General features: G+C 64.7%; 11 protein-coding genes and 1 tRNA gene. 7 read left to right on the top strand and 5 right to left on the bottom strand.

The features are described 5' to 3' along the window. Positions 1-273 precede the first annotated feature (273 nt). Positions 274-4,200 carry a trifunctional transcriptional regulator/proline dehydrogenase/L-glutamate gamma-semialdehyde dehydrogenase gene (gene putA, locus NCS67_RS12800; protein WP_008352493.1) on the top strand — a complete coding sequence of 1,309 codons (3,927 nt, stop codon included), beginning with the start codon at positions 274-276 and terminating at the stop codon, positions 4,198-4,200. A 112-nt stretch (positions 4,201-4,312) separates the two neighbouring features. Next, complete coding sequence (locus NCS67_RS12795) at positions 4,313-5,458, top strand: branched-chain amino acid ABC transporter substrate-binding protein (protein ID WP_008352495.1); 1,146 nt, start codon at positions 4,313-4,315, stop codon at positions 5,456-5,458. Between the two features lie 42 nt (positions 5,459-5,500). Here NCS67_RS12795 and NCS67_RS12790 read toward each other — a convergent pair whose 3' ends face one another. The 3 genes from NCS67_RS12790 to NCS67_RS12780 all read right to left on the bottom strand — a co-directional run bounded on the left by NCS67_RS12790 (position 5,501) and on the right by NCS67_RS12780 (position 8,048). Then, positions 5,501-6,004 (bottom strand): cytochrome b/b6 domain-containing protein, encoded by a 504-nt coding sequence (locus NCS67_RS12790; protein WP_008352497.1) that lies wholly within the window; start codon positions 6,002-6,004, stop codon positions 5,501-5,503. A 10-nt stretch (positions 6,005-6,014) separates the two neighbouring features. Beyond that, a complete protein-coding gene (locus NCS67_RS12785; RefSeq protein WP_008352500.1) occupies positions 6,015-6,278 on the bottom strand; it encodes a PepSY domain-containing protein in 264 nt (87 codons plus the stop codon). A gap of 78 nt (positions 6,279-6,356) precedes the next feature. Then, a complete protein-coding gene (locus NCS67_RS12780) occupies positions 6,357-8,048 on the bottom strand; it encodes a thiamine pyrophosphate-binding protein (RefSeq protein ID WP_250435340.1) in 1,692 nt (563 codons plus the stop codon). A 296-nt stretch (positions 8,049-8,344) separates the two neighbouring features. Between NCS67_RS12780 and flhF the strand changes: the two genes are divergently transcribed. The 3 genes from flhF to NCS67_RS12765 are packed head-to-tail and all read left to right on the top strand — an operon-like array spanning position 8,345 to position 11,777. Further along, positions 8,345-10,117 carry a flagellar biosynthesis GTPase FlhF gene (gene flhF, locus NCS67_RS12775; protein WP_250435339.1) on the top strand — a complete coding sequence of 591 codons (1,773 nt, stop codon included), beginning with the start codon at positions 8,345-8,347 and terminating at the stop codon, positions 10,115-10,117. Continuing rightward, positions 10,110-11,027 (top strand): MinD/ParA family ATP-binding protein, encoded by a 918-nt coding sequence (locus NCS67_RS12770; protein WP_034472320.1) that lies wholly within the window; start codon positions 10,110-10,112, stop codon positions 11,025-11,027. The genes flhF and NCS67_RS12770 overlap by 8 nt, the downstream gene beginning before the upstream one ends. 18 nt (positions 11,028-11,045) lie before the next feature. Further along, the gene (locus NCS67_RS12765; RefSeq protein WP_008352509.1) at positions 11,046-11,777 is read left to right on the top strand and encodes an RNA polymerase sigma factor FliA; all 732 of its coding nucleotides are present in this window, start codon (positions 11,046-11,048) and stop codon (positions 11,775-11,777) included. Positions 11,778-11,783: 6 nt separating this feature from the next. Here the strand turns inward: NCS67_RS12765 and NCS67_RS12760 are convergent, their stop codons facing one another. Next, positions 11,784-12,878: a GGDEF domain-containing protein gene (locus NCS67_RS12760; protein WP_008352510.1), complete on the bottom strand. Its 1,095-nt coding sequence runs from the start codon at positions 12,876-12,878 to the stop codon at positions 11,784-11,786. Between the two features lie 212 nt (positions 12,879-13,090). On the opposite strand from NCS67_RS12760, the gene NCS67_RS12755 reads away from it, so the two are divergent. Continuing rightward, positions 13,091-14,080, top strand: coding sequence for a Rieske 2Fe-2S domain-containing protein (locus tag NCS67_RS12755; RefSeq protein ID WP_250435338.1), 990 nt, complete (start codon positions 13,091-13,093; stop codon positions 14,078-14,080). A 33-nt stretch (positions 14,081-14,113) separates the two neighbouring features. On the opposite strand, the gene NCS67_RS12750 is transcribed toward NCS67_RS12755, so the two are convergent. After that, a tRNA-Arg gene (locus NCS67_RS12750) sits at positions 14,114-14,189 on the bottom strand. A gap of 311 nt (positions 14,190-14,500) precedes the next feature. Between NCS67_RS12750 and NCS67_RS12745 the strand changes: the two genes are divergently transcribed. Then, positions 14,501-15,388 carry a c-type cytochrome gene (locus NCS67_RS12745; RefSeq protein ID WP_008352512.1) on the top strand — a complete coding sequence of 296 codons (888 nt, stop codon included), beginning with the start codon at positions 14,501-14,503 and terminating at the stop codon, positions 15,386-15,388. The last annotated feature ends 105 nt before the right edge of the window (positions 15,389-15,493 follow it).

Here is a 15,493-nt window from a genome sequence, read left to right as displayed (position 1 = left end):
AGGCGTCGCCATCGACGGCGCATGGCGTTTATAACGGCGGTGTCCGAGGATTTACTTAGGGGCCGTCTCAAAAATTCCGGATTAGGGAAACTACTAGGCACCGAGCGCCGCGCGCCATCCGGCGGCGCACCGCTCAAAGCCTTGTGCCACAAGGGTTTCATTGTGGTGCAACCCTAGCGAAAATCTCGGTTGCACCTTTTAAATCAGCGGGGTACGATTCGCCAACTTTTCAGGTCTCTGGCCGGCTGAGCACGACCGGCAAACGAAGGAAATATGGCGAGCACAACCCTAGGCGTCAAAGTCGACGATCTGCTGCGTTCCCGGCTCAAAGATGCCGCGACGCGCCTCGAACGCACTCCCCACTGGCTTATCAAGCAGGCGATCTTCGCTTATCTGGAGCGCATCGAGCATGGCCAGCTTCCGCCCGAACTGACGGGTGCGAACGGCTCGTCGGAAATGGCGGATGCACCTTCCGTCGATGGCGACGAAGACGGCGCGCCGCATCCGTTCCTCGATTTCGCGCAGAACGTGCAGCCGCAATCGGTGCTGCGCGCGGCGATCACGGCGGCGTATCGCCGGCCGGAGCCGGAGTGCGTGCCGTTCCTGATCGGTCAGGCGCGACTGCCTTCGAACGTCGCGGCCGAAACCGAAAAGCTCGCGACGAAGCTCGTCGAAGCGCTGCGCGCGAAAAGCTCGGGCGGCGGCGTCGAAGGTTTGATCCACGAATTCTCGCTGTCGAGCCAGGAAGGCGTCGCGCTGATGTGCCTCGCCGAAGCGCTCCTGCGCATTCCCGACCGCGCCACGCGCGACGCGCTGATTCGCGACAAGATCAGCAAGGGCGACTGGAAATCGCACATGGGCCAGGCGCCGTCGCTGTTCGTGAACGCGGCGACGTGGGGTTTGATGATCACCGGCAAGCTCGTCACGACGAACAGCGAAGCGGGCTTGTCGTCGGCGCTGACGCGTCTGATCGGCAAGGGCGGCGAGCCGCTGATCCGCAAGGGCGTCGACATGGCGATGCGCCTGATGGGCGAGCAGTTCGTCACCGGCGAGACGATTTCCGAAGCGCTCGCGAACAGCCGCAAGTACGAAGCGCGCGGGTTCCGCTACTCGTACGACATGCTCGGCGAGGCCGCGACGACGGAAGAAGACGCGCAGCGCTACTACGCGTCCTACGAGCAGGCGATCCACGCGATCGGCAAGGCGGCGGGCGGGCGCGGCATCTACGAAGGCCCGGGCATTTCGATCAAGCTCTCCGCGCTGCATCCGCGTTATTCGCGCTCGCAGCAGGAACGCACGATGAACGAGCTGCTGCCGCGCGTGCGCTCGCTCGCGCAACTGGCGCGCCGTTATGACATCGGCCTGAACATCGACGCCGAGGAAGCCGATCGTCTCGAAATCTCGCTCGATCTGCTCGAAGCGCTCTGTTTCGATCCGGAGCTCGCGGGCTGGAACGGCATCGGTTTCGTGGTGCAGGGTTATCAGAAGCGCTGCCCGTTCGTGATCGACTATCTGATCGATCTCGCGCGCCGCAGCCGTCATCGCCTGATGATTCGCCTCGTGAAGGGCGCGTACTGGGACACGGAAATCAAGCGCGCGCAAGTCGATGGACTCGAGGGCTATCCGGTCTATACGCGCAAGATCTACACGGACATCTCGTATCTCGCGTGCGCGAAGAAGCTGCTCGGCGCGCCGGATGCCGTCTATCCGCAATTCGCGACGCACAACGCGTTCACGCTCTCCGCGATCTATCACCTCGCCGGACAGAACTACTATCCCGGCCAGTACGAGTTCCAGTGCCTGCACGGCATGGGCGAGCCGCTCTACGAAGAAGTCACGGGCCGCGACAAGCTGAACCGTCCGTGCCGCGTGTATGCGCCGGTCGGCACGCACGAAACGCTGCTCGCGTATCTCGTGCGCCGTCTGCTGGAAAACGGCGCGAACACGTCGTTCGTGAACCGCATCGCCGATGAATCGATTCCGGTGAAGGAACTCGTGCGCGATCCGATCGACGAAGCGCAGGCGATCACGCCGCTCGGCGCGCCGCACGCGAAGATTCCGCTGCCGCGTCAGCTTTACGGCAACGAGCGCTCCAATTCGATGGGCCTCGATCTGTCGAACGAGCATCGGCTGGCTTCGCTGTCGTCGGCGTTGCTGGCGAGCGCGCATCATCCGTGGCGCGCGGAACCGATGCTCGAAGGCGGTGACATCGGCAACGGCGTCGCGCGCGATGTGCGCAATCCGTCGGATTTGCGCGATCTCGTCGGCACGGTCGTGGAAGCGTCGCCGGAACAGGTGAGCGCCGCGATCGCCAACGCGGTCGCCGCCGCGCCGATCTGGCAGGCGACGCCCGTCGAAGACCGCGCCGATTGCCTCGCGCGCGCCGCCGATCTGCTCGAAGCGCAAATGCACACGCTGATGGGCCTCGTCGTGCGCGAAGCGGGCAAGTCGCTGCCGAACGCGATCGCGGAGATTCGCGAAGCCATCGATTTCCTGCGCTACTACGCGTCGCAGATTCGCGCCGAGTTTTCGAACGATACGCATCGCCCGCTCGGTCCGGTCGTGTGTATCAGCCCGTGGAACTTCCCGCTCGCGATCTTCATGGGCCAGGTCGCCGCTGCGTTGGCCGCGGGCAACCCGGTGCTCGCGAAGCCCGCTGAACAGACGCCGCTGATCGCCGCGCAAGCCGTTCGCCTCCTGCGCGAAGCGGGCGTGCCGGCGGGCGCGGTGCAACTGCTGCCGGGCAATGGCGAGACGGTCGGCGCGGCGCTCGTCGCCGATCCGCGCACGCGCGCCGTCATGTTCACCGGTTCGACGGAAGTCGCGCGCCTCATCAACAAGACGCTGTCCGAGCGCCTCGATCCGGATGGCCGCCCAATTCCGCTGATCGCCGAAACCGGCGGCCAGAACGCGATGATCGTCGATTCGTCGGCGCTCGCGGAGCAGGTCGTCGCGGACGTGCTGCAGTCGTCGTTCGATTCGGCTGGCCAGCGCTGCTCGGCGCTGCGCGTGCTGTGCCTGCAGGACGACGTCGCGGATCGCACGCTCGAGATGCTGACCGGCGCGATGAACCAGCTCGCGGTCGGCAATCCGGATCGTCTGTCGACGGATGTCGGTCCCGTCATCGACGCCGACGCGAAACGCGGCATCGACGCGCATATCGCCGGGATGCGCGACAAGGGCCGCAACGTCACGCAACTGCCGCTGCCCGACACCTGCGCGCAAGGCACGTTCGTGCCGCCGACGCTGATCGAGCTCGATAGCATCGACGAACTCAAGCGCGAAGTATTCGGCCCGGTGCTGCATGTGGTGCGTTATCGCCGTTCGAACCTTGATAAACTCCTCGACCAAATTCGCTCGACGGGTTATGGCCTCACGCTCGGCATCCATACGCGTATCGACGAAACCATCGCGCACGTGATCTCGCGGGCGCATGTCGGCAACATCTATGTGAACCGCAATGTGATCGGCGCCGTGGTCGGCGTGCAGCCGTTCGGCGGCGAAGGGCTGTCGGGCACGGGTCCGAAGGCGGGCGGCGCGCTGTATCTGCAGCGTCTGCTCGCGAAGCGCCCGACCGGTCTGCCGAAATCGCTGGCGAGCACGCTCGTCGTCGATCAGGTGGCGTCGAAGGACACGCCGACGGCCGCGCTCACCGCATTGCGCGACTGGGCGATCGGCGAACGCGATCCGCAGACGGCCGCGCGTTGCGACGGTTATCTGCAGCATGTGATGGCGGGCGCGACGGCCGTGTTGAGCGGACCGACCGGCGAACGCAACACGTACACGCTCGGCGCGCGCGGCACGGTGCTGTGCGTGGCGGCGACGGCGAGCGGCGCGCGCGCGCAACTGGCCGCCGTGCTGGCGACGGGCAACAAGGCGTTGTTCTCCGGCTCGGCGGGCGAGCAACTGGCGGCGTCGTTGCCTTCTGCGCTCAAGCCGTTCGCGATGGTCAGGAAAGCGGCGGAAGACTTCGACGCCGTCTTGTTCGAAGGCGACAGCGATGAACTGCTGTCGCTCGTGAAGGAAGTCGCGAAGCGTCCGGGACCGATCGTATCGGTGCAGGGCGTGGCTGCGGGAGCGTTCGCCGACGCTGGCCACGACGGTGAAGACTACGCGCTCGAACGTCTGCTGACGGAACGCTCGGTGAGCGTGAACACGGCGGCGGCGGGTGGCAATGCGAATTTGATGACGATCGGTTGAGACACCCCTCGAACGCTCGGTTCAAACGAATTCAAACAATCGGCAGCAGGCACGGCGTAACGGAGACACGCGCGGCACAGGCTGCCATCCACACTGGAACACAGGAGAAGCTATGAAGCACACGATGACCAAGCTGGCGGCAGCCATGACGCTCGCCGGCCTGTTCGCGGGGACCGCGGCTGCACAGCAGGCAGAAGACGTGAAGGTTGGCTACGCCGGCCCGCTGACCGGTGCGCAGGCGCACTACGGCAAGGACATGCAGAACGGCATCACGCTCGCCGTCGAAGACTTCAACGCCACGAAGCCGGTGATCGGCGGCAAGCCGGTTCGCATCGTGCTGAACTCGGCGGACGACCAGGCCGACCCGCGCACGGGCACGACCGTGGCGCAACGCCTCGTCGACGATGGCATCAAGGGCATGCTCGGCCACTTCAATTCGGGCACGACGATCCCGGCATCGCGCATCTACGCGAACGCGGGCATTCCCGAAATCGCGATGGCGACGGCGCCCGAGTACACGACGCAAGGCTTCAAGACCGCCTTCCGCATGATGACCTCCGACACGCAGCAAGGCTCGGTCGCGGGCGAGTTCGCGGTGAAGACGCTGAAGGTCAAGAAGATCGCGATCGTCGATGACCGCACGGCGTACGGCCAGGGTCTTGCCGACCAGTTCGAGAAGGCGGCGAAGGCGGCGGGCGGCACGATCGTCGACCGTGAATTCACGAACGACAAGGCTGTCGACTTCAAGGCGATTCTGACGAAGATCAAGTCGACGAATCCGGACCTCGTGTACTACGGCGGCGCGGATTCGCAAGCCGGCCCGATGGTCAAGCAGATGAAGACGCTCGGCTTCCGCGCGCCGCTGATGGCGGGCGAAATGGTGAAGACCGACACGTTCCTGAAGATCGCGGGCGACGCGGCTGACGGCACGGTGGCATCGCTCGCCGGCCTGCCGATGGACGAAATGCCGGGCGGCGCGGACTACTCGGCGAAGTACAAGAAGCGCTTCAACGAAGACGTGCAGACGTACTCGCCGTACGCCTACGACGGCGCGATGGCCATGTTCACCGCGATGAAGGCTGCGAACTCGACGGATCCGGCAAAGTACCTGCCGTTCCTCGCGAAGACCGACATGCAGGGCGTGACGGCGAAGCACCTGTCGTACGACTCGAAGGGCGATTTGAAGAACGGCGGGATTACGCTCTATAAGGTCGTCGGCGGGAAGTGGACGACGTTGCAGAGCGTGGGCGGGAAGTAAGCGTTCCTCGCATTGAGTCGAGAGAAAGCCTCGTGATTCGCGTCACGGGGCTTTTTTGTTGCCCGTCACCATCGCCCGAACCAAATTCTCCCGCGTCCACACGCTCATCAGCACGGCCGCGGCGACGTGCACGCAGACACAGACCTCGACCGCGATGGCGAGCCACGCATGAATCTCCTGCGGCCAGTCCTCGCCCCAGAACGCATCGAGCCGCATGATCCACCCGGACAGCGCGAGCGCGAGAATCAGGAACCAGAGAAGGAGCGCCATCAACCCGCCAAGCGGATTGTGCGAAACGTGATGGATCGGCCTGGCCCTGGCAAGCGACCTCAGATAGTCGACGAGATGCGAGCGCGTCGGCCACCACGCCGAAAACCGCGCATGACGCGAGCCGACGAAACCCCAAACGATACGCGCAACGACAAGCCCGGCCGCGACATACCCGAGCACGCGATGCGTGGAATCCGTCGGTCCGAACAGATTCCACAAGACGATGCCCGCGACGGCCCAATGCGTCAGCCGGACGAAGCCGTCCCAGACTTTCACGGCGCGAGCGTCATTCGACTTCCGACTTCACGACCGCCAGCGTCTTCGTGTCGTAATAGATCTCTACCTTCTTGCCGTTCTTGTCGTGACCGTAGATTTCGTAGCAGTTGCCATCGACCTTGAACTTGCGGATCTTGTAGCCTTGCGCTTCAAGCTGCGCCTTGGCATCCGATTCCTTCATCCATTCGCTCTTCGGATGCGCCGTGCAATCCGCCTTCGCGAATGCCGCACCCGAAAAGCCCAACGCCAACGACAAAGCCAGAACCTTAAGCATCGCTAACTCCCGGTGTTTTCGAACTGGCTACTCTACTGCCACCGGAAGCGCGCTGCAAGCAGCTTGAAAGTTTGTCCGCTAGCGCTTGCCTTGCTGGCGAATTTGTTCGAGTGTCGCGCCCGGCGTGCTCTGGTCCCGCGGAATGCGAATCTCGATCACCGCGGGCAAGCCGGATTCCCGCGCGCGCTCGAACGCGGGCATGAACTGCTCCGTCGATTCGACCAGCTCGCCATGCGCGCCGAACGCGCGCGCATATGCGGCGAAATCCGGATTCGTGAGCTCCGTCCCGTGCACGCGATTCGGATAATGCCGCTCCTGATGCATGCGGATCGTGCCGTACTGCGCGTTGTTCACGACGATGAAAATCACCGGCAGCCGATACTGCATCGCCGTCGCGAGTTCGTTGCTCGACATCATGAAGCAGCCGTCGCCCGCAAACGCGATCACCGTGCGGTCCGGATACAGCGACTTCGCGGCGATCGCGGCGGGCACGCCGTAGCCCATCGCACCGCTCGTCGGCGCGCACTGCGACCGGAAATGCCGATACGAATAATGCCGATGCAGCCACGTCGCGTAATTGCCCGCGCCGTTCGTCAGGATCGAATCGGCGGGAATCGTCTCGGCGAGCTGACGCATGATTTCGCCGAGCTGCACATCGCCCAACATCGGGCGCGGCTTGCGCCACTCGAGATACGCGGCGTGCGCGGCTTCGGCGCTGCCATCCCATGCAACGCTGGCGGGCGCTTCCAGCGAAGCCAGAAGAGACGCGATCTCCGGCATGCCCGACACGATGGGCAATTCCGCGCTATACACGCGCCCGAGTTCCTCCGCGCCCTGATGCACGTGGATGAGCGTCTGCTTCGTCTTCGGGATATCGAGCAGCGTGTAGCCGCCCGTCGTCGATTCGCCCATGCGCGGGCCGAGCACGAAGAGCACGTCCGCATCGCGCACGCGCGCGGCGAGCGCCGGATTGATCCCGAGGCCGACATCGCCCGCGTAGTTCGGATGGTCGTTGGAGAGCGTGTCCTGAAAGCGGAACGCGCAGCCGACCGGCAGTTTCCACGCTTCCACGAAGCGCGCGAAGTCCTGCGTCGCCTCGGCGGTCCAGCCGCTTCCGCCCGCGATCACGAACGGCTTCTTCGCGTTCGCGAGCAGTTCGCGCAGGCGCTCCATCTGCGCCTTCGACGGCGACGCCGCCACGCGCTGATATCGCGGCGCGGGCGGCACGGCATCGACAGTTTCGGTCAGCATGTCTTCCGGCAGCGCGAGCACGACCGGACCCGGACGGCCGGACATCGCCGTGTGAAACGCGTGGCTCATGTATTCAGGCACGCGGCGCGGATCGTCGATCTGCGCGACCCACTTCGCCATCTGCCCGAACATGCGCCGATAGTCGATTTCCTGAAACGCCTCGCGATCCATGTGATCGCGAGCGCATTGGCCGATGAGCAGGATCATCGGCGTCGAGTCCTGAAACGCGGTGTGCACGCCGATCGACGCGTGCGTCGCGCCCGGCCCGCGCGTCACGATCGCGACGCCCGGCTTGCCGGTGAGCTTGCCGACCGCCTCGGCCATGTTCGCCGCGCCCGCCTCGTGGCGGCAGACGATCGTCTGAATCTGCTCGGTCTCGTCATGCAGGGAATCGAGCACGGCGAGGAAGCTCTCGCCGGGCACGCAGAACACGCGCTCGACGCGGTGATGGACGAGCGCATCGACGAGCAATCGCGCGCCGGTGGTTTGATCCTGTGAGGAAGGGACAGCGGACGTCATGCGAAGAAGTCTCCTTTGATTGTCCGGCGCGGCTTCGATGCGCGCGGAGCCTAAAGCTTACGCCGCCGCGCCCACGCGCGGAAACGGGCGAAGCGGAATCTTTTTCCGGGCAAACGCCCGCCCTTGCGATGCACGGCGCGCTTCCATCAGCCGAAATACCCCTTTTTCTCACCCCTTATCCAGCGATGGACAAAGACTCAAGTTCGCAATAATGGCTTCACTGAAAAGCGGACACGGCAACGAGCCAAGTGGGTCCGCTTGCTAAAGATCGCAGTTTCACCTCATCGGGGGCAAGTTTGAACATTCGTAAATTCATCGGCGCGAACAGCCGCGACGCACTGCGCCAGGTTCGTGAAGCGCTCGGCCCCGATGCCGTCGTGTTGTCCAATCGCACGCTCGATGACGGCTCGGTCGAGATCGTCGGCGTCGCGGACAGCGACATCGCGTCGATCTCGCCCGCCGCGAAGGAACAGGCAGCACGTTCGGCGGGCACGTCGCGCGCCGCGCTGGCCGCCGCTGCAGCCGCGATGCCGGCGAAGCAGTCGGCCGCGAATCCGTACGCGAGCGGCGATGTGTTCTCGTCCGTCTTCGGCGCGAACACCGATGCGGACGATGAATTTCACGCCGAGCCGGAAGCTCGCGCAGAAGACGACACGCCGCCGACGATGGCCGATTCCAATCCGTGGCTGATCGAGCATGCGAAGCGCATCGCGCAGCAGGCGTCGATGCCGTCGAACCGTCCGCTGACCGCGTCGGCTGCGATCGCACGCGGCATGGGCGTGCCGGTCCCGGTGACTGCGCAAGAGACGCGCGTCGAAAAGACGGCGGACTCGGCCCGCTACGCCATGCGTCAGCAAACGAAGCGCGCGGAAGCCGCCGTCGAGCCGAAGGTCCAAACGCCCGACTGGGCACGCGAAGCCGCGCAAATCGCCGCGCGCCGCGCCGCGCAGAAGATCAACGCGAGCGCGCCGCACGCCGAAGCAGCCGAGGCGAACGCCGCGCCGGCATCGAAGGAACACGCATTCGATGGCTTGCCCGCGAACGCGGCGGCCGTCGTCACCGAAGCGATCCGCACGCGCATGGAGCAGGTCGTCAACGAAACGGTGATGAACGAGCTTTCGTCGATGCGCTCGATGATGGAAGAGCACTTCTCCGGTCTCATGTGGGGCGAGCGCCAGCGCCGCAACCCGACGGGCGGCGCGCTCACGAAGCGTTTGTTCGCCGCCGGTTTCTCGGCGCAGCTCGTCCGCATGATGGTGGACAACATGCCGGAACTCGAGAGCGTCGAAGGCGCGCTCGAGTGGGTGCAGCAGGTGCTCGAATCGAACATTCCGGTGATGGACAGCGAAGACGCGCTGATGGAACGCGGCGGCGTGTTCGCACTGATGGGCCCGACTGGCGTCGGCAAGACGACCACGACGGCCAAGCTTGCCGCGCGCTGCGTGATGCGCTTCGGCGCAAGCAAGGTCGCGCTGCTCACGACCGACAGCTACCGTATCGGCGCGCACGAGCAACTGCGCATTTTCGGCAAGATTCTCGGTGTGTCGGTTCACGCGGTGAAAGACGGCGCGGACCTGCAACTCGCGCTTTCGGAACTCCGCAACAAACATATCGTGCTGATCGACACGATCGGCATGAGCCAGCGCGATCGCATGGTCTCGGATCAGATCGCGATGCTGTGCGGCGCGGGTCATCCGGTGCAGCGCATCCTGCTGCTCAACGCGACGAGCCACGGCGACACGCTCAACGAAGTCGTGCAGGCCTACAAGAGCGCCGCGGACCAGCCGCCGCTCGCGGGCTGCATCCTGACCAAGCTCGACGAAGCGACGAATCTCGGCGGCGTGCTCGATACGGTCATCCGCTACAAGCTGCCGGTGCATTACGTGTCGACCGGTCAGAAAGTGCCGGAGAACCTGTACGTCGCGACCAAGCGGTTTCTCATCAAGAGCGCGTTCTGCATCCCGCGCGACAACTCGCCCTTCGTGCCGCAAGACGAAGAAACGCCTGCGCTGCTGTCCGCGTTGTCCGCGCGCGCCACGACCGAACTGCATGAGGTGCACTTTGGATAAGTTCGTGCTCGACCAGGCGGAAGGCCTGCGACGGCTCCTTACGCGCGCCGGTTCGCGCGTGGTGGCGATCGCGGGCGGACCGGCGGGCATCGGATGCACGTCGGCGGTGGTGAATCTCGGCGCGGCGCTTTCCATCCACGGCAAGGACGTGCTCGTGATCGACGAGCACCGCAACGCGGGATCGGTGAGCCGTCTCGTGGGCACCGAAGACGCGGGCGCGCTCGCCTCGGTGATGTCGGGCCGGCGCATGCTCGGCGATGCCGTCGAGCGCACGCCGTTCGGCTTCTCGCTGATGGCCGCGCCGCGCGACGAACGCATCGTTCACGATGCCGCGCAATGCCGCGCGTTGCTCGACGGTCCGGCGGACATCGTGCTGATCGATGCGCAACTCGATCGCCACGGCGCGCTGTCGACGCTCGCGGCGCAGGCGCATGACTTTCTTATTGTGACGCGGGTAGCCGCGTCGGCGATCACCGAGGCGTATGCGTGCATGAAACGACTGCACTACGCCCATGCGATCGGCCAGTTCCGCGTGCTCGTCAATCACGTGCAGAACCCGGCCGACGCGGCGGTCGCGTTCGACAACCTGTCGGGCGTCGCGAGCCGGTATCTGGCCGTGTCGCTCGTGCAGGCGGGATATGTGTCCGAGGATGCGCGCGTCGCTCGGGCGATGGAACTCTCACGCTGTGCAGTCGAAGCGTTCCCGGCCACGGCCGCGGCGCGCGACTACCGCGCAATCGCGGCGGAGCTCCTGCACTGGCCGATGCGCCCCGCGCCTTATATGCGCGATGCGGGCGGCCAGGCCGACGCGCGAAATCCGGTTAGCGACTCTGTACAGGGCGCGCGGGAGGCGTCGCATCGTGCGGCTGCGCTTCACGACTTTGCATTGAGCAGCACGGCGTCGATGTGATCAAGATAGGTGACCAAGATGTATAACGCCCAAGGCAAACTCTCACAGTCGGAAGTGCTGACGAAATACGCACCGCTCGTTCGACGGCTGGGGCTTCAACTCGTCGCCAAGATGCCGGCGAGCGTCGATCTCGACGATCTCATTCAGGCCGGCATGATCGGCCTGCTGGACGCGGCGAGCCGCTACAAGGAAGATCAGGGCGCGCAGTTCGAAACATATGCGAGCCAGCGCATCCGCGGCGCGATGCTGGATGAGCTCCGCGCGAACGACTGGCTGCCGCGCAGCATGCGCAAGACGTCGCGCGAAGTGGAATCGGCGGTGCACAAGGTCGAGCAGAACCTCGGCCGCGCGGCGAGCGAGCAGGAAATCGCCGAGCACATGAAGATGCCGCTCGACGAATATCAGTCGATGCTTCAGGACTTGCACGGCAGCCAGCTGATCTATTACGAAGACTTCGATCGCTCCGCCGACGACGAGCCGTTCCTCGACCGCTATTGCGTCGATCGTTCGGATCCGCTGTCCGCGCTGCTCGACGACAGCCTTCGCGGCGCGCTGATCGAAGCCATCGACAAGCTGCCCGAGCGCGAGAAGCTCCTGATGAGCCTCTATTACGAACGCGGCCTGAACCTGCGCGAAATCGGCGCGGTGATGGAAGTGAGCGAGTCGCGCGTGTGTCAGTTGCACAGCCAGGCGGTCGCGCGTCTGCGCACGAAGCTGCGCGAGCAGGCGTGGACGAGCGTCGAGGCCTGACGTTCTCTAGCTGATCTCGAAGTCCCGCGTCTCGGCGAAGACCGTTTTCCCTTCGCCGAGACTTTTCGCGCGGTACATCGCGCGGTCGGCGGCGCGCAGCACGGCGGTCATGCCGGTTTGATGCGCGGACGCCGCGCTCGAAAGCAGGCATGCGCCGATGCTCGCCGATACCGACACCGGCCGCTCCTGCACCGACGTAATTTCGCCGAGCGCCGAATGGATGTTGTCGGCCACCGACAACACGGCGTCGCGGTCGCGCATCTGATGCGCGAGCACGACGAACTCGTCGCCGCCCAGACGCGCGATGGTGTCCGACTTGCGCATGCGCTTCGCGAGCGAGTCCGCGAAGGCTTGCAGCAGCAGATCGCCGACGGCGTGACCGTAGGTATCGTTCACTTCCTTGAAGCCGTCGAGATCGATCAGAAGGAGCGCGGTGGCGTGATCGCCATTGGCTTCGGGCGCGTTCATCGCGCGATCGACGACTCTTTCCAGCGCGTACCGGTTCGACAGACCCGTGAGCGGATCGGTCGATGCCTGACGCGCTAGATCGCGATTCGCGTTGCCGAGCCGATCGACGAGCACGCTCAGATACACCGATGCGCCGAGTACGCTCAGCGCGAGCCCGATCGCGGCGGGAAGATTCTCGTGCCACCACGGCTGCCAGACGGCCATCGCCGTGACGATGATGAGCGCCGTCGCGCACGATACGGCGAGCGTGCGCTTGCCGTATCGGCATCCCGAACCGATCAGAAACCAGAACATCACCCAGAGAAGCGGCAGCGCCGTTGCGCCGCCCGCGGCGAGCGCGAGCCCGAGGATCGTCTGATCGGCGATGGTCGTGACGGTCAGGCGCGCAACAGAAGGCGCGCTCATGCGGCTGACGATCAGAAGCGTGATCGCCCCATAAGACACATAGAGCGCGACGAGGCGCGTGGTCAGGAAGGCATCGTGTGAAGGGCGGAGCCACGCGAAAACGCCGTAAGCCAGAAGAACCACCGCTCCCATCCAGACCCGCAGCGTGGCCTGCTCGCGTTCCGGATTCCGGTGTTCGGACCATGCGAAGGCATAAGTCCGGCGTGCCGGTTGATGCGCCTGCTCCATACTGAACCCCTGGATGGTGATTTCTTTCTTTTATCTTGCTGCCAAGTACTGCGGCCCCGTCGCATGGCATCGGCTGAATGGAGTGGTATCGAGTTGCACCGAGCGAGCGATCCGCTATTTTGCAACGTTTTGCGAAGACGCTGTGTTTCGTGTAAGAACAGCTTAAGAACGTCCATTTCTCATTCACGGCGATGCGCGACGAATCCATTTCTTTGGCTGCCGAATGGCTGCCCGTTTGCAATAGCGAAGACGTGCCGGAAGGCGGCGCGCGCGGATTCATCGTGGCCGATGAGCGGATCGTCGTGTGGCGGGACAGCATCGGCGCGGCGCATGCGTGGCGCGATTACTGTCCGCATCGGGGCGCGCAGTTGTCGCTCGGGCATGTGATGCGCGATCAGATCGTGTGTCCGTATCACGGCTGGAGTTACGACATCGAAGGACAGTGTTTGCGGATTCCGTCGAATCCTTCATTGCGTCCGTCGAAGCGCGCGTGCGCGACGACTTTCGTTTGCGAAGAGAAGTACGGCGTTATCTGGATGTGTTTCGGCGAGCCTGCGTATGCGCTCGATTTCTTTCCCGAAGCCGTGATTCCCGGTGGCCGGCGCATCAATCTCGCGCCGCAGACGGTGAGGTCGTCGGCGCCGCGCGTCGTCGAGAATTTTCTGGACATGGCGCATTTCTCGTTCGTGCATGCGGGGATTCTGGGCGAGGACACGCATACGGAAGTGCCCGATTACGAAGTCGTCGCGAGCGATGAAGGTCTGGAAGCGCGGCAATGCCGATACTGGCAACCGGCGGGAATGCCGGGGCAGGGCGGCGGCGCGATGATCGATTATGTGTATCGCGTGAAGCGGCCTTTGATCGCGAAGCTGACGAAGATGGCGTCGGGCGGGCAGGGCGCGCTGCATATCATGCTGGCGGCGTCGCCGGTGACGCAGACAGAGACGCGCGCGTGGCTCGTCTCGATTCACGAGGATGATTCGACGCATTCCGATCGCGAGCTATACGACTTCAATATGGAGATTTTGATGCAGGACACCCCGGTGGTGGAGTCGCAATGGCCGCAGCGCTTGCCGCTCGATCTCGATGCGGAGTTGCATCAGAAGTGCGATCGGATGGCGGTGGCTTATAGGAGGTGGTTGGCGGGGATGGGGTTTGGTTGGGGGACGACGACGGCGAATCGCGACGGCGGACTCGAGTAGTTTCGACTGCGACGGCTGTCGAGTGGAAACGCTTGGCGCGCCCGGCTGGGATCGAACCAGCAACCCCTGCCTTCGGAGGGCAGTACTCTATCCATTGAGCTACGGGCGCATCGGAGAAGGGCTTGCGGAAGAACTACACACGCCGTAAGACGGCTGCAAGGCCCATGCGAATCCGAGAGGATACCTGTTTTCCGTGACGCCGTCCATCGTGCGGGACCGGACGCCCTGCGCGGAACGAGTCACAAAGCATCACACGATTCGGGTAAACGCCCGCTTCACCGCCCCGGCCACCCCGCGCCGACAGTTAAGCGTTCCGTCTATAATCGACCGTGCCTTCCCCAAGGCGCGCCTAGCGCACTGCCGTAGCTGTCACGCTGTCACTGAACCGACTCACACCAAAAAACGGGAGACGAGACAAGCATGAGCGAAGCACCCCACGGAGCCCCGATCAAGACACCCGGCCAACTCATCGCCGCGGTCATCGCGGGATTCGGCATCCCGGTCGCCATCATCATCCTGCTCGCGGTGTACGTGAACAATTCCACGCGCACCGGCGCCGGCACGGACATCGAGCAGTCGGTCAACGCGCGCATCGCGCCCGCCGCACAAGTCGATGTCCGCGACGCCAACGCGCCGCGCGTCTACAAGTCCGGCGAGGAAGTCTTCAAGGCCGTGTGCTCGGCCTGTCACGCGACAGGCACCGCCGGCGCGCCCAAGTTCGGCGATGCCGGCGCATGGGCCCCGCGCATCGGCGAAGGTTACGACACGCTGCTGCACAACGCGCTCAACGGCAAGGGCGGCATGCCCGCGCGCGGCGGCACCAGCCCCGACGATTACTCCGACTTCGAAATCGCGCGCGCGGTCGTCTATATGGCGAACGGCAGCGGCGGCAAGCTCGCGGAACCGGCGCAACCGGCATCGGGCGCCGCGGCCGCATCGAGCGCGGCAGCGCCCGCCGCAGCCAGTTCGAACGAAAATGCTCAGGCCGCCGCAGCGGTCGCGGCGCTCGCATCGGTGCCGGCGGTTGCATCGGCGGCGCCGGCCGCGGGCGCGCAAAGCGCCGACGCCGCTCAGGCGGGCAAGGCGCTCTACGAGCAGGTCTGTCAGGCGTGTCACGCGGCGGGCGTGCTCGGCGCGCCGAAGTTCGGCGACAAGGCCGCGTGGGCGCCGCGCCTGAAAGAGCCGATGGACACCGTCTACAACTACGCGCTGCACGGCAAGGGCGCGATGCCGCCAAAGGGCGGATCGAACGCATCGGATGCAGATGTGAAAGCCGCCGTCGATTACATGGCGAACGCGGCGAAGTAAGCGAAAAAAAACCCCGCGCGTGAACTGACCCCGCAAAGTTGGACAGTTTTGGGCTAGGCCGCTAAGGGCTGAGTTCTGTACATCACAGGACTCAGCCCTTTCAGC

The organism is Caballeronia sp. ATUFL_F2_KS9A (assembly GCF_023630765.1).
Lineage (GTDB): Bacteria > Pseudomonadota > Gammaproteobacteria > Burkholderiales > Burkholderiaceae > Caballeronia > Caballeronia zhejiangensis.
The sequence above is the reverse complement of the archived record's forward strand: the minus strand, read 5'-3'. Positions and strand labels throughout refer to the sequence as shown.